This window comes from Streptomyces flaveolus (genome assembly GCF_000716535.1).
GTDB classification, from domain to species: Bacteria; Actinomycetota; Actinomycetes; order Streptomycetales; family Streptomycetaceae; genus Streptomyces; species Streptomyces flaveolus_A.
The window spans coordinates 125,467-151,186 of sequence record NZ_JNWV01000003.1; the positions used below are offsets into that span (position 1 = coordinate 125,467).

Here is a 25,720-nt window from a genome sequence, read left to right on the forward strand (position 1 = left end):
GTGAGGGCACGCGTGTCGTCGCGTTCGGGTACGGGCACCGCGGGCACCTCCCTCTCCGCGCTGAACTGGGCAAACACCCTCCATTGTGCCCACCCCCAGCCCCTCCGGGGTCATCCGATCGGATGACCCCACAGGCAACCGGTCCGGCGACGGAACCCGGCCCGTCCGGGGCCGAGGATCGGTTCCGGGAGCGACTCCGCCCCCGCCCCCGCCCCTACCGGAAGGTTCCGCACCATGCCCAGCCGTAAGAAGCCGTCCCTCCGTGCCCGCGTCCTGGTGGGCGGCGCCGCCCTGGCCGTCGCCGGTGCCGGTGTCGTCGGCACGGTCGCCGCCAACGCCGCCGATTCCACGGACGCCACGCCCGACGCCGCTCCCGTCGCGGCCCGGAACGGCGAGCTGACCCAGAGCACGCATCTCACCCTGGACGCCGCGACGAAGGCGGCGCGCGCCGCGGTCGAGGCCGCCGAGAAGGACGGCCGGCACGTCTCCGTGGCCGTCGTCGACCGGAACGGCAACACGCTGGTCACCCTGCGCGGCGACGGCGCGGGCCCGCAGTCGTACGTCTCCGCGGAGCGCAAGGCGTTCACCGCGGTGTCCTGGAACGCGCCGACCTCCGAGCTGACGGGGCGGCTGGCGCAGGCCCCGACCCTGAAGGACATCCCGGGCACGCTGTTCCTCGCGGGCGGCACCCCGGTGACCGCCAAGGGCGCCCCGGTCGCGGGCATCGGTGTCGCGGGCGCCCCGTCGGGCGACCTGGACGAGCGGTACGCCCGGGCGGGCGCGGCGGTGCTGGGCCGTTGACGCGCCCGGTCCCGCCGGAAAGCAGGACGTCCGGGCCCGCCCAGCGGGGCGGACCCGGACGTCCTGTTCAACGGGTCGGGCGGGATGCGACCGGTCGGTCAGACGAGGTCGAAGCGGTCCGCGTCCATGACCTTGTTCCAGGCGGCGACGAAGTCCTTGACGAACTTCTCCTTCGCGTCGTCGCTGGCGTAGACCTCGGCGAGCGCGCGCAGCTCGGAGTTGGAGCCGAAGACGAGGTCGGCACGGCTGCCGGCCCACTTCACCTCGCCGGTGACGGCGTCGCGGCCCTCGAACGTGGTCTGGTCCTCGGAGGTCGCCTTCCACGTCGTACCCATGTCGAGCAGGTTGACGAAGAAGTCGTTGGTGAGGACGCCGGGCGTCGTGGTGAGGACGCCGAGCTGCGACTGCTGGTGGTTGGCGCCGAGGACGCGCAGGCCGCCGACGAGGACGGTCGTCTCCGGGGCGCTCAGGCCCAGCAGGTTCGCCTTGTCGAGCAGCAGGTACTCGGCCGGGAGGCGGTTGCCCTTGCCGAGGTAGTTGCGGAAGCCGTCCGCGGTCGGCTCCAGCGCCTCGAAGGACTCGACGTCGGTGTGCTCCTCGGTCGCGTCGACACGGCCCGGCGTGAAGGGCACCTGGATCTCGTAGCCGGCTTCCTTGGCGGCCTTCTCCACTGCGGCGGCACCGCCGAGGACGATGAGGTCGGCCAGGGAGACCTTCTTGGCGCCGGAGGAGGCGTTGAACTCCTGCTGGACGTTCTCCAGGGTGCGCAGCACCTGGGCCAGCTGGTCGGGGTCGTTGACCTCCCAGCCGCGCTGCGGGGCGAGGCGGATGCGGGCGCCGTTGGCGCCGCCGCGCTTGTCGCTGGCGCGGAACGTCGAGGCGGACGCCCACGCGGTGGTGACCAGCTCGGACACGGACAGGCCCGATTCGAGCAGCTTGGTCTTCAGGGCGGCGATGTCAGCGTCGTCGATCAGCTCGCCCTCGCGCTCCGGCAGCGGGTCCTGCCACAGCAGCGTCTCCTGAGGGACCTCCGGGCCGAGGTACAGCGACTTCGGGCCCATGTCGCGGTGGGTCAGCTTGTACCAGGCGCGGGCGAAGGCGTCCGCGAACTCCTCCGGGTTCTCGTAGAACCGGCGGGAGATCGGCTCGTAGATCGGGTCGAAGCGCAGCGCGAGGTCGGTGGTCAGCATCCGCGGGCGGTGCTTCTTCGACGAGTCGTGCGCGTCCGGGATGATCTCGGGGGCGTTCTTGGCCACCCACTGGTTGGCGCCGGCCGGGCTCTGCTCCAGCTCGTACTCGAACTCGAACAGGTTCTTGAAGAACCCGTTGCTCCACTGGGTCGGGGTGCTGGTCCAGGTGACCTCCAGGCCGGAGGTGATGGCGTCCCCGCCCTTGCCGGTGCCGTAGGTGCTCCTCCAGCCCAGGCCCTGGTCCTCCAGCGAGGCGGCCTCGGGGTCGGGGCCGACGTGGTCGGCGGGGCCGGCGCCGTGGGTCTTGCCGAAGGTGTGGCCGCCGGCGATCAGGGCGACGGTCTCCTCGTCGTTCATCGCCATGCGGCGGAACGTCTCGCGGATGTCGCGGGCCGCGGCGATCGGGTCCGGGTTGCCGTTCGGGCCCTCGGGGTTGACGTAGATCAGGCCCATCTGCACGGCGGCGAGCGGGTTCTCCAGCTCGCGCTCGCCGGTGTAGCGCTTGTCGTCCAGCCAGGTGGTCTCGGGACCCCAGTAGACGTCCTCCTCCGCCTCCCAGACGTCCGCGCGGCCGCCGCCGAAGCCGAAGGTCTTGAAGCCCATGGTCTCCAGGGCGACATTGCCGGTGAGGATCAGCAGGTCGGCCCAGGAGATGCTCTGGCCGTACTTCTTCTTGACCGGCCACAGCAGACGGCGGGCCTTGTCGAGGTTGCCGTTGTCCGGCCAGCTGTTGAGCGGGGCGAAGCGCTGCTGGCCGGCCCCGGCGCCACCGCGGCCGTCGCTGATGCGGTAGGTGCCCGCGCTGTGCCAGGCCATACGGATCATCAGCGGGCCGTAGTTGCCGAAGTCGGCGGGCCACCAGTCCTGCGACGTCGTGAGCACCTCGGCGATGTCCCGCTTCACGGCCGCGAGGTCGAGCGACTTGAAGGCCTCGGCGTAGTCGAAGTCCTCGTCGAGCGGGTTGGCCACGGCAGGGTTCTTCGCCAGGATCTTCAGGTTGAGCCGCTCCGGCCACCACTGGCGGTTGCCACCACCCTGGGCCGGGTACAGGGCCCGGTCATGCGCGACGGGGCAACCGCCGCTCCCCTCCTCCGACTTCGAGTCTGTGACGATCGCGTCGTGGTTCTCAGTCATGGCAATCCTTCCGAACTGTGCGGAACTCGGTGCTCAGGAACTGCGGCCGGTGGAACAGTCGGGGCACAGGCCCCAGTACACGACCTCGGCCTCGTCGATGGCGAAGCCGTGGTCGTCGGCGGCGGTCAGGCAGGGCGCATCACCGACGGCACAGTCGACGTCGGCGACGGCACCGCAGGACCGGCACACGATGTGGTGGTGGTTGTCGCCCACACGCCCCTCGTACCGGGCCGGGTGGCCGGCCGGCTCGATACGGCGTACGAGACCCGCCGCGGTCAGCGCGTGGAGGGCCTCGTAGACGGCTTGCAGGGAGATGTGGCCTACGCGATCGCGGACTCCGGAGGCGATCGCCTCGACGCCGAGGTGGTCGCCGTCCCGGACGGTCTCCAGCAGCGCGACGCGGGCTGCCGTCACGCGCAGGCCGGCACCGCGGAGCTCCTCGGCGGTGGTCGGAGTCGGGGAGGCGGTCATGCCGGCGAACCTATCCTCATAAACACGAGGGATTCAAGAAAACGAACGGTGCAATTTTGGCCGCGTGTCGTCGCCCCACGTCCACTTCCGCGCCCTCCCGCCCGCTGCGCCGCTCGCCCGGGCGTACGTTCACGCATGCGCCTTCCGGGCCGGCCGGAGGCTGGTCCCCGCATGCCCGCATCATGTTGCCCCGACCGGGCGCGATCCGCACGGCGAGCCGGACGGTCCTCCGAACCGGTGATGCGGGTGCACTCCGGGCAGGCCCGCCGCACGGCACATAACCCACCGTGCGGAACATAAACCAAAAGAGCACATGAACCCGCCCAAGTGAGACACTCAGAGCCCGTCATCGAGATGGCCGTCGAGAGGGGCGCTCATGGACCTGGACGCCGTCGCCGACGAGCTGTACGGACTGCGCCCGGAGGAGTTCGTGGCCACCCGCGACCGCCGCGCCCTGGATGCCCGCAAGGCCGGTGACCAGGCCCTCGCCAAGGAGATCGGCGCGTTGCGGCGGCCGAGCCTGGCCGCCTGGGTCAGCAATCTGCTGGTGCGCCGGCAGCCGGAACAGGTGCAGCCGCTGCTCGGCCTCGGCGAGGAGCTGCGCCGGGCGCACCGCGAGCTGGACGGTACACAACTGCGCAAGCTGGCCCGCAGGCAGAACGAGGTGATCGGCGCGCTGGGACGGCAGGCCCGGCAGCTCGCCGCCCAGGCGGGGCATCCGGTGGGCGAGGGCGTCCAGCGCGAGGTCGAGGAGACCCTGCACGCCGCGCTCGCCGACCCGGAGGCCGCGCGGGAGTGGGCGGCGGGCCGGCTGGTGAAGCCGCTCAGCTCGATGATCGGGTTCCCCGCGGCCGACGAAGTCCTGCTCGGCCGCCGGCCCACTCCCGAGCCGAGGAAGCCCGCCCGGGGCAAGGGCCGCAAGGAAGACGAGGCCCGGCAAGAGGACAAGGCCCGGAAGGAGCGCGAGGACAGGGAGAAAGAGGAACAGCGCCGGCGCCTCGCCGAGGCCCGCGAGGCCGAGCGGGAGCTGCGCGCACAGCAGGAGGTGGCCGACGCCGCCGCGCGGGCGGTGGTGGAGGCCGGCGCGCGGCTGGCCGAAGCGGAGGAGCGGGTCCGTGAGCTGCGGGAGCGGCTGCGGGACGCCGAGGAGGAGCAGCAGCGGGCCCGGGCCGCAGAGCGGGACGCGCGGGACCGGGAACGGCAGGCCGGCCGCGCCGTCCGGGAGGCCCGGCGCCGGGCCGAGAAGGCCGCCGCAGAGCTGGAGCGCCCGGCGGCGGGTGCGGGCTCCCGCGGCTGACGACGTGGCCTTTCGACAGCGCCGGGCAATCTCCTGGTCCGCCGCCACGGGCGAGCCGAAGCGGGCCGGCACCGGGCCGGCCCCCTTGGCTGCTCGACTATCGGCCGTGGCCACCCCCACCGTGACCGCCACCACCGTGACCGCCACCGCCATGGCCACCTCCGCCATGACCGCCGTGGCCGCCGCCACCGTGACCGCCATGACCTTCATGACCGAATCCGCCATGACCGAATCCGTCGTGACCGTATCCGCCGTGGTCATAGCCGCCGTAGCCGTGACCGCCGTACCAGCCGTAGTCCTCGACGTCGTACCGGACGTTGTCATAGCCCCGTCCGTAGCCGCCGTAGCCGCCGTAGCCGCCGTAGCCGCCGTGGTCACCGTGGTCGTCGACGGTGTAGTGGGCTGCCGCCGGGGAGGCCGGAGCGGCGGAGGCCGACGCCGCGGCACCACCCAGAGAGAGGGCGAGACCTGCCAGGGCAGCGAGGGGCCACTTCGCAAAACGCATAACTAGTCTCCTATGGAGGGTATCTGAGGTACTGTCAGGCGAATTGGACGTGAGGGACCGCCAGACCACCGGTTCGCCAAAGGACTTGGGATGGACAGCGGCCCGCCCACACGGACACCCATACGGGCATGTCCGTTTCGTTCTCTTATTTCCTTTTTCAACCGTGCGTCGGCCGAGATGAAGGGGCAAGCGGTGAGGGGGGTAGTGGCTCTACCCGGCTGAGCCAGGGCATGACGGCGCACGGAGCAGGGGTGCGAGGGCCACCGGGAACACCAGGGTCCGCAACGGCAACGGCCGGCCGTCCAGGCCTGCGGTCGTCAGCTTCGGCCGTACGGAGTGACCGAACGGTCGTACGCGCTCCTCCCGCGCGACTCGTGCCGGTGAGGCGAGCCGGCGGTCCGGCGCGGCGGTGTCGGTGAACCGGACGACGGCGTGGTAACGCCTGCCCTGAACTCGGCCTCCCTGCCCGGCTTCACCTCCCAGGTGAAGACCACGGTCACCGCTTCACGAGCCACTGACGCGATGTCTCCCATACCAGAATCGTACGGTTGCAGCACTTTTGAGGCGGCATGAGAATGAAAATGCCCGTTTGTTGGAGGTGACCCATGTCTGTACACGGTCCATCCCTCACCCAACGTGGGCACACACTCGCGGAGCGGGGCCCGGGACCGGTCAGGGTCACCCTGTCGGTGAACGGCGTGGAGCGTTCTCTGGAGATCGAGCCTCGCGTCAGCCTGCTCGACGCCCTGCGCGAGCACCTTTCCCTCACCGGCGCCAAGAAGGGCTGTGACCAGGGAACCTGCGGGGCCTGCACCGTCTGGGTGGACGGCACTCGCGTACTGGCCTGTCTGACGCTCGCCCTGACGTGCGAGGGGCGTGCGGTCACCACGATCGAGGGGCTCGCCGAGGGGGACCAACTGCACGCCATGCAGCGGGCGTTCATCACCGAGGACGCCTTCCAGTGCGGCTACTGCACGCCGGGTCAGATCATGTCGGCCGTGGCACTGCTCAAGGAGGGCCACGCCGGCGACGACGCCGAGATCAAGGAGTGGATGAGCGGCAACATCTGCCGCTGCGCCGCCTATCCGCACATCCGGGCCGCGATCCGCGCCGTCCGCGACGGAACCTAGGAGCCCTGCCGTGCAGCCGATCACGTACTCCCGGGTCACCGACCCCGCGACCGCGGTCGCCGCCGTCAGCGCCGATCCCACCAGCGACTTCCTCGCCGGCGGCACCACCGAGATCGATCTGCTCCGCCAGAACGTCCTCCACCCCCGGCGGCTCGTGGACATCAATCACCTCCCGCTGACCGGCATCGAGCCGACCCGGGAGGGCGGCCTGCGCATCGGAGCCCTCGCCCGGATGAGCGAGGTCGCCGCGTCGCCCGTGGTGCGCGAGCGCTTCCCGCTGATCTGCCAGGCCCTGGAACTGGGTGCCTCGGCACAGCTGCGTCACATGGCGTCGATGGGCGGTAACCTGCTGCAACGGGTGCGGTGTTCGTACTACCGGGACGCCCGGTCGCCGTGCAACAAGCGCGATCCGGGCACGGGCTGCTCGGCGCTCGACGGCTTCAGCCGCGGGCACGCCGTCCTCGGCACCAGCAGGCACTGCATCGCCACGCACCCTTCGGACGTGGCCGTGGCCCTGATGGCGGTGGACGCACGGGTGCACACCCTGGCCCCCGACGGCGAGCGGGCCTATGCCTTCGAGGACTTCTTCCTGCTGCCCGACGACTCCCCGCACCGTGAGCACCCGATGGAACACGGGGAGTTGATCACGGCGATCGAGGTGCCCGCGATGCCCGTGGCCCGCCGTTCGCTGTACCTGAAGGTACGGGACCGCGAGAGCTACGAGTTCGCACTCGTCTCGGTGGCGGCCGCGCTGTCCCTGGTGAACGGCACGGTGGCGGACATCCGCGTGGCGCTCGGGGGTGTGGCCACGAAGCCCTGGCGGGCCCAGCGGGTCGAGGACTTCATGATCGGCGCCCCGGCGAACCGCGTCAACTTCGCCCAGGCGGCCCTGGCCGAACTGGCCGCCGCCCGGCCGACCCCCATGAACGCCTTCAAGGTCGAACTCGCCCAGCGCGCCATCGTGCGCGCCCTGGAGACCCTCACCGACGACGGCACCGGGAGCCCGGCATGACGACCGCGACGGCCATCGGACAGCCCCTCGACCGCGTCGACGGCCGGTCCAAGGTCACCGGCAGCGCCCGTTACTCCGCCGAGATACCGATCCCCGGCACGGCCTACGCCTGCCTGGTCGGGTCCCGGATCGCGAGCGGGCGCGTGACCGGGATCGACGCGAGCACCGCCCTGGCCGAGGACGGCGTGCTCGCCGTCCTCACCCATCAGAACCTGCCGAGGATCGCGGAGCAGCCGCCACTGACCCCCTCACTGGCCGGCACCGCGGCGCCCGGACAGACGTTCTTCCCCTTGCAGGACGACGTGATCCACTACGCGGGCCAGCACATCGCGATCGTCGTGGCGGACACCTGGGAGCGGGCCCAGCACGCGGCGAGCGTGCTGCGCGTCCGCTACGAGGAGACGCAGCCGGTGATCACCCTCGATCAGGGCCGCGACCGGGCGTACGTGCCCGATCGCATCTTCGGCGGCTGGCTGCCGGGCCGGATCCGGCGCGGGGACGTCGAGGCGGGCCTGGCCGAGGCGGACGTACGGGTGGAGGCGACCTACACCTACGCCGCGAACCATCACAACCCCCTGGAGGCATCGAGCACCACCGCCGCGTGGGACGCCGACGAGCTGGTGCTTCACGACTCGACCCAGGGCGTCAACGCCACGCAGATCACCGTCGCCCGGCTGCTCGGGACCCCGCTGTCGAAGATCCGGGTCGTCAGTCACCACGTGGGCGGAAGCTTCGGCTCCAAGGCCATGATCCACGACCATGCCGCGCTGGCCGCGCTGGCCGCCCGCGAGGTCGGCAGGCCGGTCAAGCTGGTGCTGACCCGCGAGCAGATGTTCACGTCGGTCGGGCACCGTGAGGAGCAGGAGCAGACCATCGCCCTGGGCGCGACGCGTGACGGCCGGCTGACCGCGATCAGGCACCACAAGCTGTCGCCGACCTCGCACTTCGACGACTGGGCCGAGCCGTCGATCGGCGTCTCCTCGGAGATCTACGCCTGCCCGAACTTCGACGGCGTCTACCGGATCTTCCGGGCCAACACCATGACCCCGACGTTCATGCGGGCACCCGGCGAGGCGAGCGGCATGCTCGCGCTGGAGTGCGCGATGGACGAACTGGCCCAGGTACTCGGCATGGACCCGGTCGCCCTGCGCCTGCGCAACCACGCGGACGTCAGCCCCTCCTCGGGCCTGCCCTGGTCCAGCAGCGGCCTTCGCGAGTGCTACGAGCGGGGTGCCGCGCGCTTCGGCTGGGAGGGCCGCGACCCTCGGCCGGGTGTGCGCCGCGAGGGGAACTGGCTGATCGGCACGGGCATGGCCAGCGCCGGCTATCCGGTCGCCCCGCCCGCCAACCCGCAGCGCGCGCGTGCCCGCGTCTACGCCGACGGCACCGCGGTCGTCCAGGCCGCCACTCCCGACTTCGGCACGGGTGTCACCACGGTCATGACCCAGGTCGCCGCCGACGCCCTCGGCCTGCGGGTGGACCGCTGCCGGTTCGAGAACGGCGACACGGACCTGCCCAACATCGCGGCCGCGGTGGGCTCCGCGGGGGCGGGCATGATCAGCGCCGCCGTGCACAGTGCCGGGGTCGCGCTGCGCGACCAGCTCGTCCACCGGGCCGTCGCCGACGCCGGCTCCCCGCTGCACGGTGCCGACCCGCTCGACGTGGTCGTGCGGGACGGGGTGATGACCTCCGGGACGGCCTCCGAGTCGTACGCCGGTCTGCTCCAGCGCACCTTCCAGCCCGACGCCGAGGCACTCGGCGTGTGGAGTCCGCCCGGCCAGGGCGCCGAGTTCGCGATGATGACGTTCGGGGCACAGTTCGCCGAGGTGGCCGTCGACCCGGAGCTGGGCCTGGTCCGGGTGCGGCGCATGACCGGGGCCTTCGCTCCCGGCCGGGTGCTCAACCCCAAGACGGCCCGGAGCCAGCTGATGGGCGGCATGCTCTGGGGGCTCGGCCAGGCGCTGCTGGAGGCCAACCACATGCATCCGCGCACCGGGCACTGGGCCAGTGCGAGCCTGGGCGAGTACCTGGTCGCCGTCAACGCGGACGCCCCCGACGTCGACGTGGAACTGGTCGAGGTCGGCGACAGCGTGGTGAATCCGTTGGGCGTCAAGGGCGTCGGGGAGATCGGTCAGGTGGGTGCCGCCGCCGCGATCGCGAACGCCGTCCGTCACGCGACCGGCCGCCGGGTGCGACGGTTCCCGATCACCATCGAAGACCTGCTGTGACGTCCGGCTGCGCCGGGCCGCGCGGCTGCGTCCCTCAGCCGGCGGCGAGCGCTCCGTCGCGTTGTACGACCATCATGGCCATGTCGTCGTGGACCAGGCCGCCGGCGTGGTCGCGCAGGTCGGCGACGATCTCCCGCAGGAGCGGGCCGGGGGCGAGCTCGGACCACTTCGCGAGGCGTTCGGCGAGCGGGTAGAACGCGCCGTCGCTGTCGCGGGTCTCGGTGACGCCGTCGGTGTAGAGCAGGATCCTGTCCCCGTCGTGGAAGGGGAAGGTCGCCGCCGTGTACGCCGTGCTGTCGGACAGGGCGCCCAGACCGAGCGGCGGCGCCGGGTCGGTGACATGCAGGGCGGTCGCGGTCCCGGACGAGCGGCACAGCAGGAGGGGCGGCGGATGCCCGCAGCTGATCATGTGCACCACGGGCTGGTCGTCCGGGATGTCGAGCACCACGGCGGTCACGAAGCGTTCCCCGACGTCCGGGTCGACTTCCGAGAACTCGTTGAGGCCCCAGTGGACGGCGTCCTCCACGTAGGCGACGAGTTCCGGCAGCGGGACGGGGCGGTGGGCGACGGCGCGGAAGGCGCCCAGCACGATGGCGGTGTCGCTGATGGAGGCGAGGCCCTTCCCGCGGACGTCCCCGATGACCAGGCGGGTGGAGCGGGAGGTCCGGGCCGCGGCGTAGAGGTCCCCGCCGATGTAGGTGTCGGCCTCGGCGCTGTGGTATTCGCTGGCGAGGGACAGTGGTCCGGCGCGCGTGGGGAGCGGACGCAGGACGACACGTTGTGCGGTGTCCGAGACGGCACGCGCTCTGAGCAGTTCCCGTCCGCGCCGGTCCCGCAGGTGGGTGAAGGCGACCAGCAGCACGCAGAGCGCCGCGAGCGTGCACAGTTCGACCAGCACGCTCTCGGTGACGAGGGTTCCCCGCTCCGTGCCGGCGGCGATCAGCGCGAGGACGGCGAGTGCGCCGACCAGCGACGTGGCTCTCGGGCCGTAGGCCATGGCGGTGAACGCGGTGGCGACGACCAGGAGGTGGGCGAGATGGATGTCCGGCGGCAGGAACGCGTCGGCTGTCGGGATGGCGATGACCAGCAGCAACGGGACGGTCAGCCAGAGCGGGTGGGGTGATCCCCGGTTCCAGGCCGGCAGGACCTCGGTGGTGGATGTCTTCGTCGTCGCAGCCGTCACGTCGTGCTCCGGTCCGGGGTGCGGGATCCGTTACCGCAGGAACCGTCGGTGCGGGGTCCGTCGGTGCGGGATCCAAGTGTGGCGCCGTCGTCGATGAGCCGGGTGAGCCATTCGGCCAGCAACGCTCGTTCCGCGGGTGTGAACGATCGCGGAGGGTCGCAACGCAGCAGCGCCGCCAGGGTGGTGGCGGCCCGCTGCGTGCCGGCCGACGGGGATGTGTCGCCCGCGGACGCCTCCGGCGTCAGGACCCCCGCCAGCACCACGTCCCTGACCCGCGCCGACAGGTCGGTGTCGGGCCGCGTGCCGGGCCGGGTCAGCAGGGTGAGGGCGACACCGGTGTTCGCGGCGATCACGATGTCGGCCGCCCGGTCCGGCTCGACGGCGAGACACCCGGCCTGTGCCACGCGCTCCAGCGTGGCGTGCAGCAGCGCGTGCATCTCGTCGATCGCCTTGGGTACGCAGGCCGGCCCCGGGTCGGCCATCAGGCGGTACAGATTGGGATGCTCCAGGGCGAACTGAGTGTGCTGGTCCCAGCCCCGCCGTAGGTCCGCGACCGGGTCGGCGGTCGGCTCGGCGGCCCGTTTGGCGACCAGATACCGGGCGAACCCCTGATCCACGACAGCGGCCAGGAGGCTGTCCTTGTCGCCGAAGAGGCGGTAGATGACAGGCTGCCGCACACCCGCCTTCTCGGCGACGCCTCGGGTGGCCACGTCACCGGTGGGTGACGCCTCCAGCAGTTCGGTCGCCGCCTCAAGGATCAGCGATCTATTGCTCATGTTATCAACGATACCGGAGGTTATTTAATCCGAACATACTTATCTTTTTCCAGATTTCCGCCCGCGTCGGCGGGGACAGCGGTTCAGCGAAGAGCTCGGCGACCAGCTGTTCGTGGACGGTCTTTCCGTCAAGCTGCCAGGTGACCCGTCCGGCGGCGGTGTCGATGGTGATCTCGCAGTGGTGGAGCTGTCCGGGCGCCGCGGAAGGGCTGTACAGCGGGTCGCTCACCACGCGGGTGAAGGGTGAGGTCACCCCGGGGTACGGCAGGCGTTCGGTGATCGCGAACGCGGTCTCGCCGCTGGTGCAGAGGTCGTAGACCCAGCCGTTGACCGGATCGCAGAGCACGAAGGCCGCGAAGCCGTCGCGGTGGTCGTACGGCGTCGCGTTGATCGCCTCGGCTGCGATCGAGGCGGAGAAGCTGAGCCTGCCGGCCTCGGGCAAGGTGAAGTCCTCGGTGGAGAGCACGAGGAACTTGCAGTTGTCGGCCGTCTGGACGGGGTGGCTCTGGGTGAACCGGTCGACGGCGATCCGCACACCACCATCGCCGACCGTGACGTTGGCTCCCGGCTCGTCAGCGACGAACGTCGTGCCGTCCGGGAGTGGGTCTTTCCCTTCGCGCTGACGATCTGGCCGTGATGGGCGTCGAAGCGGGCGGTCTGCACGAGCCGCCCGACGCCACAGTTCACTTTTGGCCAGGGGTCAGAGGACAACCAGTGCCCTCCGCGACGGTGGGACGGCCAGTACCAGGCGAAACGGCTGTCCGGCGGACACCATGGTCAAGTGGGCGGAACCGGCCCGGCTCGCAGGGCTGGGGACCTCTACGCGGAGCCGCCCGGCGCAGTCGCCGACGAATCCGCTGACCATGCAGGAGACCCACGGGAACGCCCCGGACAAGACCGACCAGGAGTGCACCCACGCTGCTGTTCCGGGAGGGCGCTGCGGCCGGGGACCTCAACGCGGAAGCAAGACGGCCCGATCGTCACGACGGGGACAACAGACCGGGCCCCGAAGGCGAGGGGCCGTCGGCGCGGACGCCGTTCGTGACCCGCAGGAACTCCAGCTTTTCCGCGTCGGCGGAACCCGCGGCCACCGTGTAGACGACGAGCCGGACGTCGCAGCCCGGGACGGTGAGCACGTCGCAGTCGCACGTCACCTCGCCGACCTGGGGGTGGACGATGGTCTTGCGGGCCGAGACGTGCGGACCGACCGCGCCCTCGTCCCACAGCCGGGAGAACTCCGCGCTGGTGGACCGCAGTTCCTCGACAAGGGCGGCCAGGCCACGGTCGCGCGGGTAGTTGACGAGAGCCGTGCGCAGGTCGGCGACGAGGGCGGGGCTGAGGGCGTCGTCTTCCTGGAGCACGGGCCAGGCCGCGAGCCCTGAGGGCGCTGCGGTGAAGACCGCCCGCACCAGGTTCCGCTCGTCGTGTGTCCGTGCGCCGGGGTCGCCCAGCAGCGCCGCCCAGGCGGGAGTCCAGGACAGCAAGGTCCAGTCGGCGCTGAACACACCCACGGGGAACTCGCCGAGGCGAGCCAGCATCCGTTGGACCCCGGCTGGAACATGCGTGGAGATCGTCCCCTCCTGGGGAGGGAGGAGGCCGGCCAGCCGGTAGGCGTGATCGCGTTCCATGGGCTGCAGCTGCAGAGCCCTGGCCAGGCTCGCGACGACCTGTGCGGAAGGGCTCGTGGCGCGCCCCTGCTCCAGCCGCACCACGTAGTCGACCGACAGTCCCGCGAGTTCGGCCAGTTCCTCGCGTCGCAACCCCAGCGCACGTCGTCCGGGCCGCGAAGTCCGCCCGACGTCGAGGGGAGAGAGCCGGTCGCGCCAGCGGCGCAATGCCGTACCCAGGGTTTCGTCCACGCGACCATTGTGTCCGCCGGAGAGCCGTCGTGCCTGGTACTGGCTGTCCTACCGTCGCAGGGGGCACTGGTTGTCGTCGTAGCACGGGCCGACAGTGAACCCATGACCACAACATTCATCACAGGAGCCAACAAGTCCCTCGGGTACGAGACCGCCCGCCGCTTGATCGAGGCCGGCCACACCGTCCTCGTCGGCGCTCGTGATCCAGAGCGCGGCCAGGCGGCCGCCGACGCGCTCGGCGCCCGTTTCGTCCAGATCGATGTGACGGACGACGCGTCGGTGGCCGCGGCCGCCGCCGACGTCGAGGCCCGCGAGGGCGGCATCGACGTCCTGATCAACAACGCCGGTGTTCTCGGGACGCACAGCCCCGCCGACCAGATCACCGCCGCCGACGCGAGCGAGGTGTTCGAGGTCAACGTCGTGGGGATCGTCCGGGTGACGCACGCGTTCCTGCCTCTGCTGCGCAAGTCCGCGAACCCTGTCATCGTCAATGTGTCCAGCGGTATGGGGTCGTTCGCGGCCACCCATGACCCCGAGCGCGTCGAGGGCCGGGCCGTCGCACCGCTCTACACGGCGTCGAAGGCCGCCGTGACCATGCTGACCACGCAGTACGCGAAGTCCTTGCCGGACGTGAAGGTGAACGCGGCCGACCCGGGCTACACCGCGACCGACTTCAACGGGCACAGCGGACCGCAGACGGTGACCGAGGGGACCGACGCGATCGTCGGACTCGCCACCATCGGGTCGGACGGCCCGACCGGAACCTTCCGTGACCGTCACGGTGAGATGCCTTGGTGATCCAGTGATCCACCTCTGAATCCGGGCGCGCCCGGCAGGAAGGAGGGTTATGACACTCGTTATAGACCGGGGTAGGCTCAGCTCGCCGAGACACTGACGGACGCCGTGCTCGTGCCCGAGGTCGACCAGTTCGCCCCGGCCGCGCGGGTCGGATTCCAGGTGCACTTCACCGAGCGGGAGCCCGACATGATGGCCGTCGGCGGCCGGCTGCTGGCGGATGCGGGACCGGCCGCCGACGCGATGGTGATCGACGTCACGGTGATGGACGGCGACTGGCGCCAGGAAGTCCGCGCCGAGGTCCTCAAGCGCGTCCTGGCCGCGATGGCCGACGCCTGCGGTCCGGCGGAGCCGTCGCCGGCCTGGTGGGTCACCTTCCGCGTGATCGACGAGGGCAGCTGGGGCTCGCGCGGCGCCGTGCTGTCCGTCCTCTCCCTCCTCGACAGCGGCGTGTTCACCGAGGAGAAGGCCGAGGCCGTCCGCACCGCGCTCAGCGCGTGAGAAGCGCGCGGCCGGCGCCCCGCGCTCGCCGCGTGGGGCGCCGGCCGCGTTGTTTGATCACGGCACGTCCAGGAAGGAACTGGCCGGCTGAACTGTCCGGGGGTTCACGGATTGCACCCGCCACCGCGGTGAGCGGGCTCACCCGGGCGGGCGCACCCGGTCCCGCCGTCCGTGGCATGCGCGGTGGTCCGTCGTTCGGCAGCAGTGTGATGTTTCGCATGCGACGTGATGGACCGGGGGCCGGCGGGCAACGTACCCCTTCATGCCCCACGCGAACCCCCTGCGGCAGGTGATGTGATGACCACGGCGACGACCCCGGCGCTCCGGACGCCACCCGCCCGGACCGGCGCGGCGACCGCCGGGTCCCCCGCACCGGCCGCCCTGCCCTCCCTGCCGTCTCTCACCGGGCTGCGCTGGATGGCGGCGCTGCTGGTGTTCGGACTGCACGTGCACAACTTCGGCTGGTTCGGCGGCACCGGTGGCCGCCTCGTGTCCTGGGCCTTCGGCGCCGGCGCCACCGGAGTGTCGTTCTTCTTCGTCCTGTCCGGATTCGTCCTGACCTGGTCGGCGCGGCCCCACGACCGCGCGCTCGCCTTCTGGCGGCGGCGCGTCGCCCGGATCTACCCGGTGCATCTGGCCACCCTCGCCGTCGCTCTCCTCATGGCGTACACGCTGACGCACCAGGCACGGCCCACGGCGAAGCAGACGCTGGCGAACGCGCTGCTGCTGCACTCCTGGTGGCGCCCGTGGTGGCAGACGCTGAACCCGGTGAGCTGGTCACTGGCCTGCGAGGCGTTCTTCTACGCCGCCTTCCCGCTGCTGATCCTGCTGCTGCGCCGGCTCGGGGCGCGCGGCTCGGCCGCGCTGGGCGGCCTGTCGGTGGCGGCGGTCCTGGTGCTGGCCTGGGCGGACGCCCACCACTGGTGGACCTACTCGATCTACTCGTTTCCGGCCGCGCGGCTGCCCGAGTTCGTGCTCGGTGCGGTCACCGCGCGGCTGGTGCTGCTCGGCCGCTGGCGCGGACCCGGTCTGGAGGCCTCGCTCGCCCTGGCCGTCATCGGCTACTTCATGGTCCCGCAGGTCACGCCCGGCTACGCCGCCACCGTGTGCACCATCGCCGGGTTCGCCCTGCTCATCCCCGCGGCGGCGGTCGCCGACCTGCACGGGCTGCCGTCCCTGTGGCGGGGCCGGCGGATGGTACGGCTCGGGGAGCTGTCCTTCGCCTTCTACATGATCCATCTGCTGGTGCTGCGCGCAGCGACGGAGCTGCTGGGCAAGAAGCCACATTTCGGCGCACTGCCGGGGCTGGCGGTCACCGCGACGGCGTTCACCGTGTCGCTCGCGCTGTCCTGGGCGCTGTACGAGGGAGTGGAGCGCCCGGCACGGCGCCTGCTGCTGCGCCGCCGCCGTCCTTCTCCGCAGCCGGACCCCGTACCGGTCCGCCGGGAGGCCCCGGCACCGGCGCGTGACTGACCCCTGCGGTCACGGCCGGTCGCACGCACGGGTGACGTCCGCAACAGCGAGGAGAGTCCCGCGGGTTTCGGGGTAGGCGGCTCACCGACACCGGCCCGACGGCACACGTCGGCGGGCCGACACCAGGTGAACGCACCGAAGGAGCCGAGTCGACGTGCGCGGGAAGCAGATCGGGGGGAGCGCCCGGCCGGGGACGGCCGGGCCGTGCCCCTCCCCTGTCCGTCGACTGGTCCGCGCCGCGACGGAACACGACGCTCCGCGCCGCGGCACGGAGTCCTACGGCACGGCCCGCGCCGCACACCGCGACCCGGCCCGTGCCCCGCACCACGGCACCGCGGCGTACGCCCCCGCCCGTCCGGCCACACAGGCGTCCACGGCCACGGCCCCGCTGCCCCTCGTGAGCACGGGACCGGCCTTAACGTCCCGGGCGGCGCGGTGGCGGTCGGCACGGTCACTGCCGGCGGCGTCCGCCCGATGTCCCCGGCCAAACGACGCTGACCTGGGGAAAGTTGCCGTTGTCGCACAGTCGGGACCGGGTTTGGCCCGGCCGGACGGCGAGAGCTACGGTGGGCGGTCGGCAATGATCGATTCGGATAGCCGGCCGACCGGCGGACCTGGCTGTGCGAGAGGAGAGGATGAGAGTGCCCGAGCAGGAGACGGCCGAATCGGCACCGCAGGTGGTGAGTTCCTTCCTGGAACGGCGCAAGGAGCAGATCGCCCAGCGCTGGGCCGACGCCCCCCTGTTCCGTTCGGTCTTCACCGTCTCCCGCGACGAGGCGGTCGAGGCGTGCAAGGCCGTGGTGGACGCGCTGTCCGAGGTGGCCGTCAGCGGACGGCTGGAGGACATCGGGGCGCCCGGCTTCGCACCGGTGCGTGACCAGTTGGGGCGGATGGCCCAGACCCGGACTCGCACCGGATCCACCCCGGCCCAGATCGCCGACGAAGTGGCCGGACTGCGCGTCCCCGTGGTCGAGTTGCTGCGCGAGGAGTTCGCCGACCCCGCCACCCCTCAGGCCCAGGAGTGCGTGCTGGCGCTGACGCTCCTGCTGGGCACGCTGCGGCTGGTCGTGCTGGAGACGGCGCTGGACGCGAACGCCGAGCTGATCGAGCGGCAGCGCCAGCAGCTCCTCGAAGTGGCCACCCCTGTCATCAAGTTGTGGGAGGGCACGGTCGCCGTACCGCTGATCGGGACACTGGACAGCGCGCGCAGCCAGGTCGTGATGGAGTCGCTGCTGGAGGCCATCGTCGACCAGCGGGCCCGGTACGCCATCCTGGACATCACCGGCGTGCCGACGGTCGACTCGCTCGTCGCGCAGCACCTGATGAAGACGGTGGCCGCGGCGCGTCTGATGGGCGCGGAGTGCATCGTGTCCGGGATCCGGCCGGCCATCGCGCAGACCATCGTGCAGCTCGGCATCGACCTGGGCTCGGTGCTCACCCGCGCCTCGCTGTCCGACGCGCTGGCCTACGCGCTGGGCAAGCAGGGGATCGAGGTGTCCCGTGCGGACGCGGGTGCGAGCGCCCGGTGAACCAGCCCACTCCCGCCCAGCCGTCCCAGGTCCCGGTGCTCGCCCTGGGCGACATCCTGCTGGTCTCCCTGCAGGGCGAGCTGCACGACGGCATGGCCGAGCAGTTGCAGCACGACATCACCGAACGCATCGCCACCAGCCGGGTGACCGGTGTGGTCCTCGACATCTCCGGCGTGGACATCGTCGACTCGTTCCTCGGCCGGGTCCTCGCGGAGATCGCCTCCACGGCCAGCCTGCTGGCGGCCCGTACGGTCCTGGCCGGCATGCGGCCCGCCGTGGCGATCACCCTGGTCGAGCTGGGGCTCACCCTGCCCGGCCTGGTCACCGCCCTGGACGTCGACCGTGCCATGGAACTGCTGTCCCAGAGGGGGAGCTGATGCAGTCGTCCGGCCAGGCTTCCGTGACGAGCCTGCCCATCGGCTCGGACGCGGATCTGGCCTGGGTCCGGCAGCAGGTGCGGCAGTGCGCGGCGCAGCTCGGCTTCGGTCTGGTGCAGCAGACCAAGCTGGTCACGGCGGCGAGCGAGCTGGCCCGCAACACGCTGGTGCACGGCGGCGGCGGGCGGGCGGAGATCACGCCGCTGGACAACGGTCGCAGCCGTGGTCTGCGCATGTGTTTCATCGACAGCGGCCCGGGCATCCGCGACCTGGAACTGGCCATGACCGACGGGTACACCAGCGGTGGCGGCCTCGGACTCGGGCTGAGCGGAGCGAAGCGGCTGGTGCACGAGTTCAGCGTGGACACCGAGCCCGGCCGGGGCACGACCGTCACCGCCGTCGCCTGGGTGGCCCAGGTGCCCGCGTCGCGTCCGGGGGTGGGATGAGCCGGGTGTGGGAGATCCCGGTGCACGACTCCACGCGTGTCCGGGACGCCCGGATCGCGGCCCGTGAGGCGTGCGGACAGGCGGGCCTCGCCGCCGCGCGCACGGCGGCCGCGGAGCTGGTCGCCACCGAGCTGGCCACCAACCTGCTCAAGCACGCCGGTGGGGGCCGCATGGTGGTCAATCTGGTGATGGCGCCGGCCGGCGGGGAGGACACGTCGGTGCAGCTCTTCTCGCTCGACAACGGTCCGGGCATCCCCGATGTCGGCGCCGCGCTGCGGGACGGCTGGTCCACCGCCGCCGGCTCGCTCGGCGCGGGTCTGGGGAGCTGTCAGCGCAGCGCCAACGCCTTCCATCTGTACAGCCTGCCGGGCCGTGGGACGGTGGCGGCGGCGCGGATCGACCCGGAGCCCGGCCGGCGCGGGACACCGGCGGCACCGGTGCCGGCGGGCGGCATCACGATCGCCCTCACGCAGGCCGAGCACAGCGGTGACGCGTGGAGCTGGGTGCGCTCCGGGAGCCTGCAGACGCTGCTGCTCGCGGACGGTCTGGGGCACGGCCCGAAGGCCGCGCACGCCTCCACCGCCGCGGTGGAGGAGCTGCGCCGCACCGCCCATCTGCCGCCGGCCGACATCCTGCGCCGGCTGCACACCGCGCTGCGGCCCACCCGGGGCGCGGCGGTCACGGTGGCCCAGGTGGACACGGACCGGGCGGAACTCAGTTTCGCGGGCGTCGGCAACGTCGGCGCCCGGGTGCGCACCGGGGACTCCTGGACGTCCCTCGTCTCCCATCCGGGGATCGTCGGCGCGTACTTCCCGGCGCACGTTCCCGTGCGCCGGGTGCCGTGGCGCCGGGACAGCCTGCTCGTCGTGCACAGTGACGGACTACCCAGCCGATGGCGTCCGCCGGAGGACCCCCGGCTGCTCGCCGACGACCCGTCGTTGGTGGCCGCGGCCATCCTGCGCGACGCGGGCAGCCCGGCCCGCCCCGCACGCGACGACATCAGCGTGGCCGTACTGGCCCCCGACCGCCGGACCAGCGCCCATGACAGCCGCCTCTGAGAACTGGACCATCGCCTCCGCCGCCGACGCGGCCCGCGCCCGTGCACTGCTGGCGCGGCTCACCGCGGACGCCGGGGTGCCCGCGCTCGACCGCGCCCGCTTCCTGGCCGCGCTCGGCGCCCGGCTGCGCCGTGCCCTCGGCACCGGCGGCGCGGACCTGGCCCTGGCCGCCGAGGCGGGCGGGAAGCTGCGGGTCGCCCTGGGCGGTCCGCAGCCCTGGCAGCACACGCTCGTCTGCCCCGCCCCCGTGACCGGCCCGCTGCCCGGCCTGGACGAGGCCCCGCTCGCCGAGGCCCTGCTGGGCGCCGACGAGGACACCGCCGCGCTGCTGGCGCACCTGGCGGAGACGGAGAAGCTGCTGCGGTTCCACCGGGAGGAGCTGCACCAGACCAACCAGGGCGTGCTGGCGCTGCACGCCGAGCTGGAGGCGGCGGCGCTGGCACAGCGCGAACTCCTCGACGCGGAGCGGGCGGCACGCGCGGAGGCGGAGAAGGCCCGCCGTCTGCTGACCTTCCTGGCCAACGCGAGCGCGGTGCTGAACGCCTCCCTCGATCACGAGGACATCCTGCGCCGGCTGCCCGAGCTGCTGGTCCCGGAGTACGCGGCGCACGTCGACGTCTGGCTCGTGGACGACGAGCGGATCCTGCCGGCCGAGCGGGCGGCGGCCACGGTGACGGCGGCGCGCACCGGCCGCCCGCAGCACGCGGGCCCCCACCCCGGTGACCTCCCCGGCGTGGACGACCTGCCGGCCTCCGCGCTCTCCCCGGACCGGCCGCTGCTGTGCCTGCCGCTCGGCGCGCGCACCGTGCAGGGGGTGCTGACGCTGGCGGCGCCCGGCGAGCGCTTCGACCCGGACACCACCGTGATGCTGCTGGAACTGGCCCGGCGGGCGGGCATCGCCCTGGACAACGCCCGCCAGTACGAACAGCACCGGGACGTGGCCGAGGCCCTGCAGCGAGCGCAGCTGACCGAACTGCCCGCCACCCCGGGCCTCGACCTGGCCGCCCGCTATCTGCCGGCGACGCACGGTCTGAACATCGGCGGCGACTGGTACGACGCCTTTCCGCAGCCGGACGGCAGTGTGCTGGCGGTGATAGGGGACGTCACGGGGCACGGGCTGCGCGCGGCGGTGATCATGGGCCAGCTGCGGACCGCGCTGCGCGCCTACGCCGTGGAGGGCAACGGCCCGGCGCGCATCCTCACCCTGCTGCACCGGATGCTCCGCCATCAGCAGCCGGAGTTGTACGCGACCTGCGCGATCGCCCGGTTCACACCCGGGGAGCCCGGAGTGGTGTGGGCGGCGGCCGGACATCCGCCGGCCATCGCGCGCGGTCCGCACGGCGAGGTGCGGGTGCTGGAGGCGAGACCGGGGATCATGCTGGGGGTTCCGCTGGCGTTCTCGTACGAGGAGCACACCCTGGAGCTGCCGGTGGGCTCGACGCTCGCGCTGTACACGGACGGTCTGGTGGAGCGGCGGTCCGCGGGGATCGACGCGGGCATCGACCGCCTCGCCCAGGCCATGGAGGCGCTCGGCCGGTCGGATCTGGCGGATCTGGACGGGGCGGCCGACGCGCTGCTCAAGCCGATGCTTCACGACTCCGAACACGACGACGACATCTGCCTGTTGCTGTGCCGCACCACGGCTGAGTGAACAGCCGGACGCCGGCTCCCGGTGGTGCGGGAGCCGGCGCGGGACCGCCGTTCGATGCTGCGACGGGTGCGGACGACTGTCCGAAGACCGTCAGGCGGCGGACGGGAAGCGTTCCCAGACCCGGTGGGTGCCGAGCAGCTGGGTGAGCTGCTGGAACGCGGCGGTGGCGGTGTCGTCGGCGATGACACCGGGCGCCTCCAGCGGGATGCCGGCCGCCTCCAGGGCGCTCTGTCCGCCCTTGGCGGCGCCGATGGCCTTCCCGTGCCGGAAGGCCTCCGCCAGCAGCAGCCCCACCCGCGGGTCGGGGGTGGCCGGGTGGCCGTTGGGCCGGCCCGCCTTGGCGTCCCGGGCGCCGTAGGCGTCGGCGCCGACACCGGGGGTGCCGGCCACCAGCAGCGCGTCGAACTCCACGGAACGCGCGGTGGCGTAGGTCCGCTGGACGGTCAGGGCGTCCTCGCCGTCGCCGAGGGTGCCGCCGGCCGGTGCGACGATCAGCGGGACCATGCCGGCGTCCAGCACCTCCTGGCGTACGGCCCGTACGCCGTCGAGGTCGCCGTCGGGGCCGGTGACGATGCCGATGATCCGGCCGTCGGTGGGCCAGGTGTGTCCGATCTGGGAGAGGGCGGGGCTGGGCTCGACGTCGGCCAGCGGCACCGTGGGCGCGGGGGCGGGCAGGCCGAGGCCGGCGGCGACGCCCTGGCACAGCTCCGGGTCGATGTTGGCCAGGACCTGGAGCGCCCGTTCCCGGATGGCCTGCTCGTAGCACTTGCCGAGTTCGAAGGTGTAGGCGCCGATGATGTGCTCGCGTTCGGGCGGGCTCATGCTGAGCCAGAACCGGCGGGGCTGGCTGAAGTGGTCGTCGAACGACTCGGGTGCCTCGCGGACCTTGGTCGCCTCCGGGATCCGCACGGGTGTCTCGACGTAGGCGCCGTCGAGACCGGCTCCGGGGGTGAACGGGCAGCCGCCGTCGAGCGAGTTGGGGCGGTACGGCGCCGTGCCGCGGTGCACGGCGGTCTGGTGCATGCCGTCACGGAGCATGTCGTTGACGGGTGCGTGTGGCCGGTTGATGGGGAGCTGCGGGAAGTTGGGGCCGCCGAGGCGGGTGATCTGGGTGTCCAGGTAGGAGAAGAGCCGGCCGGCGAGCAGCGGGTCGTCGGTGATGTCGATGCCGGGGACGAGGTGGCCGACGTGGAAGGCGACCTGCTCGGTCTCGGCGAAGAAGTTCGACGGGTTGCGGTTGAGGGTGAGCAGCCCGATCGGCTGCACGGGGGCCAGTTCCTCGGGGACGATGTTCGTCGGGTCCAGCAGGTCGATGCCCTCGAAGGTCTGGTCGGGGGTGTCGGGGAAGGTCTGGATGCCGAACTCCCACTGCGGGTAGGCGCCCGCCTCGATGGCGTCGGCGAGGTCCCGGCGGTGGAAGTCGGGGTCGACGCCGTTGATGATCTGGGCCTCCTCCCACACCAGGGAGTGCACGCCCAGCTTCGGCTTCCAGTGGAACTTGACCAGGGTGGTTCCGCCTTCGGCGTCCACCAGGCGGAAGGTGTGGACGCCGAAGCCCTCCATCGTGCGGTACGAGCGCGGGATGCCCCGGTCGGACATGTTCCACAGGGTGTGGTGGGTGGCCTCGGTGTGCAGGGTGACGAAGTCCCAGAAGGTGTCGTGGGCGCTCTGCGCCTGCGGGATCTCCCGGTCGGGGTGCGGCTTGCCGGCGTGGATCACGTCCGGGAACTTGATGGCGTCCTGGATGAAGAACACCGGGATGTTGTTGCCGACGAGGTCGAAGACGCCCTCGCTGGTGTAGAACTTCGTCGCGAAGCCCCGGGTGTCGCGGACGGTGTCGGAGGAGCCGCGGGAGCCGAGCACGGTGGAGAAGCGGACGAACACCGGTGTCTCGACGTCCTCGGCGAGGAAGGCCGCCTTGGTCACGTCAGCGGCGGTGCCGTAGCTGCGGAAGACGCCGTGCGCGCCGGCGCCGCGGGCGTGGACCACGCGCTCGGGGATGCGCTCGTGGTCGAAGTGCATGACCTTCTCGCGCAGGTGGTGGTCCTGGAGGAGCACCGGGCCGCGGGGGCCCGCCTTGAGCGAGTGGTCGGTGTCGTAGAGCCGGGTGCCCTGGGCGTTGGTCAGGTAGCTGCCGCTCTGCGCCATCCGCGCCTGGTCGGCGCCGGTCGGCTGCCCGGTCGGCGAGACCGTGTCCGGGCCGCTCTGGTCGGGCTTGGGCGGGTACGGCTCATGGGGGTCGGTCGGCTCGGCGACCGGCGGAGACTTGGGTCCCGGCTTGCCGGGGATACCGTCCTCGGGGCCCGCCGGCCCGCCCTGCAGGGCGTCCGCCACCTTGTCCGCCGCTCGCTTCAGGGGATTCGTCTCGCTCATCAGTTCCAATTCCTTCGCTGGTCACGGGGCGGGCCCGGCAGGGGGCGAGGTGGGTGTCCGAGGCGTGGCCGCCCGCACCGGGGCATGCGGCCGGCACCAGGGACGTACCGGGCGAACTTCGATTGAAAGGGATACGACAGGACTCGTACCGAGGTCCCCGGGCCGGGGCGTCCGAAACCGGGAATCACGGGGATTTCCGGTCGGGGTGAAGTCGGGCCGTCTCCCATCGAGTTGCCGGGGCGGGAGGCCCGCCGGACGCCGGTCCGGACCCGGGGACCACCGGCAGGGCCAGGTGCCCCCTGCCGAGGACGTGTTGATCGGCAGGGCCGGCTTCTTGACCCGGGGCAGGCGGTCACCCTGCGGCCGCCCGCACACGCCACCCTAGGCGCTGACCCCGTCCGGCGCAGGTCGGGACGGGCCTGGGAGTACGGCCCCGCGGCCGCCGGTCACGGGCGCGCCACGACCCGGAAGGTCTTCAGGGAGGAGTCCGCCGCGTCCGGGACGAGGAAGCCGTGGGCGACACCGCTGCGCAGGTAGTCGACGACCTCGGCGGTGATCACCTCGCCCGGCGCCACGACCGGCACGCCCGGCGGGTACGGGCTGATGGTCTCGGCGGCGACCCGGCCCACGGCGCGCTCGGCGGGCACCTGTTCGGCGGGGCCGAAGAAGGCGTCGCGGGGCAGCACCGCCTGCTCCAGTTCCAGGGCGTGGGGCTCGGGCAGGTGCACGGCGGGCTGCCGCTCGATGGTGTCCGCCCGTTCCGCCAGCGAGCTCACGGACTCCACGAGGAGTTTCTCGGTCTCCTCGTCGTCGGAATGGGTGATGGAGGCGCTGATCCGGCAGGTGTCCGAGCCGCCCACGTCGATGTGGCAGTTCGCGCGCAGCCACTCGGCCGCCTGCATGCCACTGATGCCGAGGTCCCGTACGTCCACGACGATCTTCAGGGGGTCGAACTCGGCGGCCAGGCCCTCCTCGATGATCTCCCCGCCCATCACCCGCAGGCCCGTGAGTTCCCGCAGCCGGGCCCGGATGCGCTCGGCACGGTGCAGGGCCGCGTCCAAGAGGCCGTGCCCCTGTTCGACCATCTGCCGACGCCAGCCGTCGAGGGTCGCGTAGACCAGGGAGGAGGCGCTGGTGGTGCCGAGCAGGTCCTCGCGCTGTTTGAGCACGGTGGGCGAGACCCGGTCGTGCTGGAGGTGGAACACCGAGCTCTGCTCGATGGCGCCGCCCATCTTGTGGACGCTGGTGACGACCAGGTCGGCGTCCGCGTCCATGCCCCAGGCCGGCAGGTCCGGGTGGAAGGGCAGGTGGGCGCCCCACGCCTCGTCCACGATGAGCGGGACGTCGGAGGCGTGGCAGGCGTCGGCGACCGCACGCACGTCGGCGCAGGTGCCCCAGTCGGTCGGCGTGATCAGCAGCATGCCCTTGGCGTCGGGGTGTTCGCGCAGCCGGTTGCGCACGTCGTCGGCCTCGGGCGGATGGGCCATGTGCCGTTCGGCGTCGAACTTGGGGTGGACCCAGATCGGTTCCACCCCGTTGATGATCACGGCGGCGATGACCGACTTGTGGGCGTTGCGGGACAGCAGCAGCTTCTCCCCCGGTCCGGCGACCGAGCACATCGCGGTCTTCACGGACAGGGAGCTGCCGCAGGTGGAGAAGAAGGCGTGCTCGGCGCCGACCGCGTCGGCCATCAGCTCCTGGGCCTGCTCCAGCACGCCCTGGGACTGGCGGCGGTCGTCCAGCCCGTTGAGGCTGAGCACGTCGGCACGGAAGACGTCCAGACCGAGGATCTCGGCCACCCGGGGGTCGGTACCGCGGCCCTGTTTGTGCCCGGGTGGCCCGTACGCCACGTCTCCTCGCCGCCGGAACTCCTGCAGAGCCTCCAGGACGGGTACGCGTGAGTGATCCATGGCTGTCCTCCTGAGCTGGTC

General features: G+C 72.1%; 22 protein-coding genes. 13 read left to right on the top strand and 9 right to left on the bottom strand.

Going from position 1 to position 25,720, the window contains the following annotated elements; all coding sequences use genetic code 11:
- The first annotated feature begins 234 nt into the window (after window positions 1-234).
- A complete protein-coding gene (locus OO52_RS03080; RefSeq protein WP_030640656.1) occupies window positions 235-801 on the top strand; it encodes a GlcG/HbpS family heme-binding protein in 567 nt (188 codons plus the stop codon).
- Window positions 802-899: 98 nt separating this feature from the next.
- On the opposite strand, the gene katG is transcribed toward OO52_RS03080, so the two are convergent.
- Together katG and OO52_RS03090 are read right to left on the bottom strand one after the other, a co-directional pair.
- Window positions 900-3,125 carry a catalase/peroxidase HPI gene (gene katG / locus OO52_RS03085; RefSeq protein WP_030640658.1) on the bottom strand — a complete coding sequence of 742 codons (2,226 nt, stop codon included), beginning with the start codon at window positions 3,123-3,125 and terminating at the stop codon, window positions 900-902.
- Window positions 3,126-3,158: 33 nt separating this feature from the next.
- On the bottom strand, window positions 3,159-3,596 hold the full coding sequence (locus tag OO52_RS03090; RefSeq protein ID WP_030640662.1) for a Fur family transcriptional regulator: 438 nt from the start codon (window positions 3,594-3,596) through the stop codon (window positions 3,159-3,161).
- Between the two features lie 376 nt (window positions 3,597-3,972).
- Between OO52_RS03090 and OO52_RS03095 the strand changes: the two genes are divergently transcribed.
- On the top strand, window positions 3,973-4,893 hold the full coding sequence (locus tag OO52_RS03095) for a hypothetical protein (RefSeq protein ID WP_030640664.1): 921 nt from the start codon (window positions 3,973-3,975) through the stop codon (window positions 4,891-4,893).
- A gap of 97 nt (window positions 4,894-4,990) precedes the next feature.
- Here the strand turns inward: OO52_RS03095 and OO52_RS53910 are convergent, their stop codons facing one another.
- Complete coding sequence (locus tag OO52_RS53910) at window positions 4,991-5,398, bottom strand: hypothetical protein (RefSeq protein WP_078876698.1); 408 nt, start codon at window positions 5,396-5,398, stop codon at window positions 4,991-4,993.
- Between the two features lie 605 nt (window positions 5,399-6,003).
- Between OO52_RS53910 and OO52_RS03105 the strand changes: the two genes are divergently transcribed.
- From OO52_RS03105 to OO52_RS03115, 3 genes are read left to right on the top strand one after another with little or no spacing between them, the layout of a single operon-like run.
- Window positions 6,004-6,528, top strand: coding sequence for a (2Fe-2S)-binding protein (locus OO52_RS03105; RefSeq protein ID WP_030640668.1), 525 nt, complete (start codon window positions 6,004-6,006; stop codon window positions 6,526-6,528).
- A gap of 10 nt (window positions 6,529-6,538) precedes the next feature.
- A complete protein-coding gene (locus OO52_RS03110) occupies window positions 6,539-7,540 on the top strand; it encodes an FAD binding domain-containing protein (protein ID WP_030640670.1) in 1,002 nt (333 codons plus the stop codon).
- Window positions 7,537-9,768 carry a xanthine dehydrogenase family protein molybdopterin-binding subunit gene (locus OO52_RS03115; protein ID WP_030640672.1) on the top strand — a complete coding sequence of 744 codons (2,232 nt, stop codon included), beginning with the start codon at window positions 7,537-7,539 and terminating at the stop codon, window positions 9,766-9,768. The genes OO52_RS03110 and OO52_RS03115 overlap by 4 nt, the downstream gene beginning before the upstream one ends.
- A 34-nt stretch (window positions 9,769-9,802) precedes the next feature.
- Here OO52_RS03115 and OO52_RS03120 read toward each other — a convergent pair whose 3' ends face one another.
- The 4 genes from OO52_RS03120 to OO52_RS03140 form a co-directional block, all read right to left on the bottom strand.
- Window positions 9,803-10,951 (bottom strand): PP2C family protein-serine/threonine phosphatase, encoded by a 1,149-nt coding sequence (locus OO52_RS03120; protein ID WP_030640675.1) that lies wholly within the window; start codon window positions 10,949-10,951, stop codon window positions 9,803-9,805.
- Window positions 10,948-11,727: a TetR/AcrR family transcriptional regulator gene (locus OO52_RS03125; RefSeq protein WP_063738770.1), complete on the bottom strand. Its 780-nt coding sequence runs from the start codon at window positions 11,725-11,727 to the stop codon at window positions 10,948-10,950. The genes OO52_RS03120 and OO52_RS03125 overlap by 4 nt, the downstream gene beginning before the upstream one ends.
- A gap of 4 nt (window positions 11,728-11,731) precedes the next feature.
- Entirely contained in the window at window positions 11,732-12,424 is a 693-nt protein-coding gene (locus tag OO52_RS03130) for a DUF6081 family protein (RefSeq protein WP_324606040.1), read from the bottom strand.
- Window positions 12,425-12,707: 283 nt separating this feature from the next.
- Window positions 12,708-13,586 (bottom strand): helix-turn-helix domain-containing protein, encoded by an 879-nt coding sequence (locus tag OO52_RS03140; protein WP_030640683.1) that lies wholly within the window; start codon window positions 13,584-13,586, stop codon window positions 12,708-12,710.
- Between the two features lie 102 nt (window positions 13,587-13,688).
- Here OO52_RS03140 and OO52_RS03145 point away from each other — a divergent pair, with 102 nt between their 5' ends.
- The 8 genes from OO52_RS03145 to OO52_RS03180 all read left to right on the top strand — a co-directional run bounded on the left by OO52_RS03145 (window position 13,689) and on the right by OO52_RS03180 (window position 21,416).
- A complete protein-coding gene (locus OO52_RS03145; RefSeq protein ID WP_030640685.1) occupies window positions 13,689-14,384 on the top strand; it encodes an SDR family NAD(P)-dependent oxidoreductase in 696 nt (231 codons plus the stop codon).
- 105 nt (window positions 14,385-14,489) lie between these two features.
- A complete protein-coding gene (locus tag OO52_RS51950; protein WP_234337717.1) occupies window positions 14,490-14,882 on the top strand; it encodes a tautomerase enzyme in 393 nt (130 codons plus the stop codon).
- 297 nt (window positions 14,883-15,179) lie between these two features.
- Window positions 15,180-16,355, top strand: coding sequence for an acyltransferase family protein (locus tag OO52_RS03155; protein ID WP_030640689.1), 1,176 nt, complete (start codon window positions 15,180-15,182; stop codon window positions 16,353-16,355).
- A 635-nt stretch (window positions 16,356-16,990) separates the two neighbouring features.
- Window positions 16,991-17,884: an STAS domain-containing protein gene (locus OO52_RS03160; RefSeq protein ID WP_030640691.1), complete on the top strand. Its 894-nt coding sequence runs from the start codon at window positions 16,991-16,993 to the stop codon at window positions 17,882-17,884.
- Entirely contained in the window at window positions 17,881-18,261 is a 381-nt protein-coding gene (locus OO52_RS03165; RefSeq protein WP_030640693.1) for an STAS domain-containing protein, read from the top strand. Before OO52_RS03160 ends, OO52_RS03165 begins: the two co-directional genes overlap by 4 nt.
- Window positions 18,261-18,707 carry an anti-sigma regulatory factor gene (locus OO52_RS03170; RefSeq protein WP_030640695.1) on the top strand — a complete coding sequence of 149 codons (447 nt, stop codon included), beginning with the start codon at window positions 18,261-18,263 and terminating at the stop codon, window positions 18,705-18,707. The genes OO52_RS03165 and OO52_RS03170 overlap by 1 nt, the downstream gene beginning before the upstream one ends.
- Window positions 18,704-19,765 carry a SpoIIE family protein phosphatase gene (locus tag OO52_RS03175; RefSeq protein WP_199819893.1) on the top strand — a complete coding sequence of 354 codons (1,062 nt, stop codon included), beginning with the start codon at window positions 18,704-18,706 and terminating at the stop codon, window positions 19,763-19,765. Before OO52_RS03170 ends, OO52_RS03175 begins: the two co-directional genes overlap by 4 nt.
- Window positions 19,749-21,416: a PP2C family protein-serine/threonine phosphatase gene (locus OO52_RS03180; RefSeq protein WP_030640698.1), complete on the top strand. Its 1,668-nt coding sequence runs from the start codon at window positions 19,749-19,751 to the stop codon at window positions 21,414-21,416. The genes OO52_RS03175 and OO52_RS03180 overlap by 17 nt, the downstream gene beginning before the upstream one ends.
- Before the next feature lie 90 nt (window positions 21,417-21,506).
- Here the strand turns inward: OO52_RS03180 and OO52_RS03185 are convergent, their stop codons facing one another.
- Both OO52_RS03185 and OO52_RS03190 read right to left on the bottom strand, forming a co-directional pair.
- Complete coding sequence (locus OO52_RS03185; RefSeq protein WP_030640700.1) at window positions 21,507-23,789, bottom strand: catalase; 2,283 nt, start codon at window positions 23,787-23,789, stop codon at window positions 21,507-21,509.
- Between the two features lie 446 nt (window positions 23,790-24,235).
- Entirely contained in the window at window positions 24,236-25,699 is a 1,464-nt protein-coding gene (locus OO52_RS03190) for an aminotransferase class I/II-fold pyridoxal phosphate-dependent enzyme (RefSeq protein WP_030640702.1), read from the bottom strand.
- Window positions 25,700-25,720 lie beyond the last annotated feature (21 nt).

Bases quoted from the DNA above. Each gene is read 5' to 3' on its own strand.
- OO52_RS03185 (WP_030640700.1), bottom strand. From the start codon at position 23,789: ATGAGCGAGACGAATCCCCTGAAGCGAGCGGCGGACAAGGTGGCGGAC.
- OO52_RS03105 (WP_030640668.1), top strand. From the start codon at position 6,004: ATGTCTGTACACGGTCCATCCCTCACCCAACGTGGGCACACACTCGCG.
- OO52_RS03175 (WP_199819893.1), top strand. From the start codon at position 18,704: ATGAGCCGGGTGTGGGAGATCCCGGTGCACGACTCCACGCGTGTCCGG.
- OO52_RS03170 (WP_030640695.1), top strand. From the start codon at position 18,261: ATGCAGTCGTCCGGCCAGGCTTCCGTGACGAGCCTGCCCATCGGCTCG.
- OO52_RS53910 (WP_078876698.1), bottom strand. From the start codon at position 5,398: ATGCGTTTTGCGAAGTGGCCCCTCGCTGCCCTGGCAGGTCTCGCCCTC.
- katG (WP_030640658.1), bottom strand. From the start codon at position 3,125: ATGACTGAGAACCACGACGCGATCGTCACAGACTCGAAGTCGGAGGAG.
- OO52_RS03190 (WP_030640702.1), bottom strand. From the start codon at position 25,699: ATGGATCACTCACGCGTACCCGTCCTGGAGGCTCTGCAGGAGTTCCGG.
- OO52_RS03125 (WP_063738770.1), bottom strand. From the start codon at position 11,727: ATGAGCAATAGATCGCTGATCCTTGAGGCGGCGACCGAACTGCTGGAG.
- OO52_RS03090 (WP_030640662.1), bottom strand. From the start codon at position 3,596: ATGACCGCCTCCCCGACTCCGACCACCGCCGAGGAGCTCCGCGGTGCC.
- OO52_RS03155 (WP_030640689.1), top strand. From the start codon at position 15,180: ATGACCACGGCGACGACCCCGGCGCTCCGGACGCCACCCGCCCGGACC.
- OO52_RS03095 (WP_030640664.1), top strand. From the start codon at position 3,973: ATGGACCTGGACGCCGTCGCCGACGAGCTGTACGGACTGCGCCCGGAG.
- OO52_RS03145 (WP_030640685.1), top strand. From the start codon at position 13,689: ATGACCACAACATTCATCACAGGAGCCAACAAGTCCCTCGGGTACGAG.
- OO52_RS03180 (WP_030640698.1), top strand. From the start codon at position 19,749: ATGACAGCCGCCTCTGAGAACTGGACCATCGCCTCCGCCGCCGACGCG.
- OO52_RS03160 (WP_030640691.1), top strand. From the start codon at position 16,991: ATGAGAGTGCCCGAGCAGGAGACGGCCGAATCGGCACCGCAGGTGGTG.
- OO52_RS03080 (WP_030640656.1), top strand. From the start codon at position 235: ATGCCCAGCCGTAAGAAGCCGTCCCTCCGTGCCCGCGTCCTGGTGGGC.
- OO52_RS03115 (WP_030640672.1), top strand. From the start codon at position 7,537: ATGACGACCGCGACGGCCATCGGACAGCCCCTCGACCGCGTCGACGGC.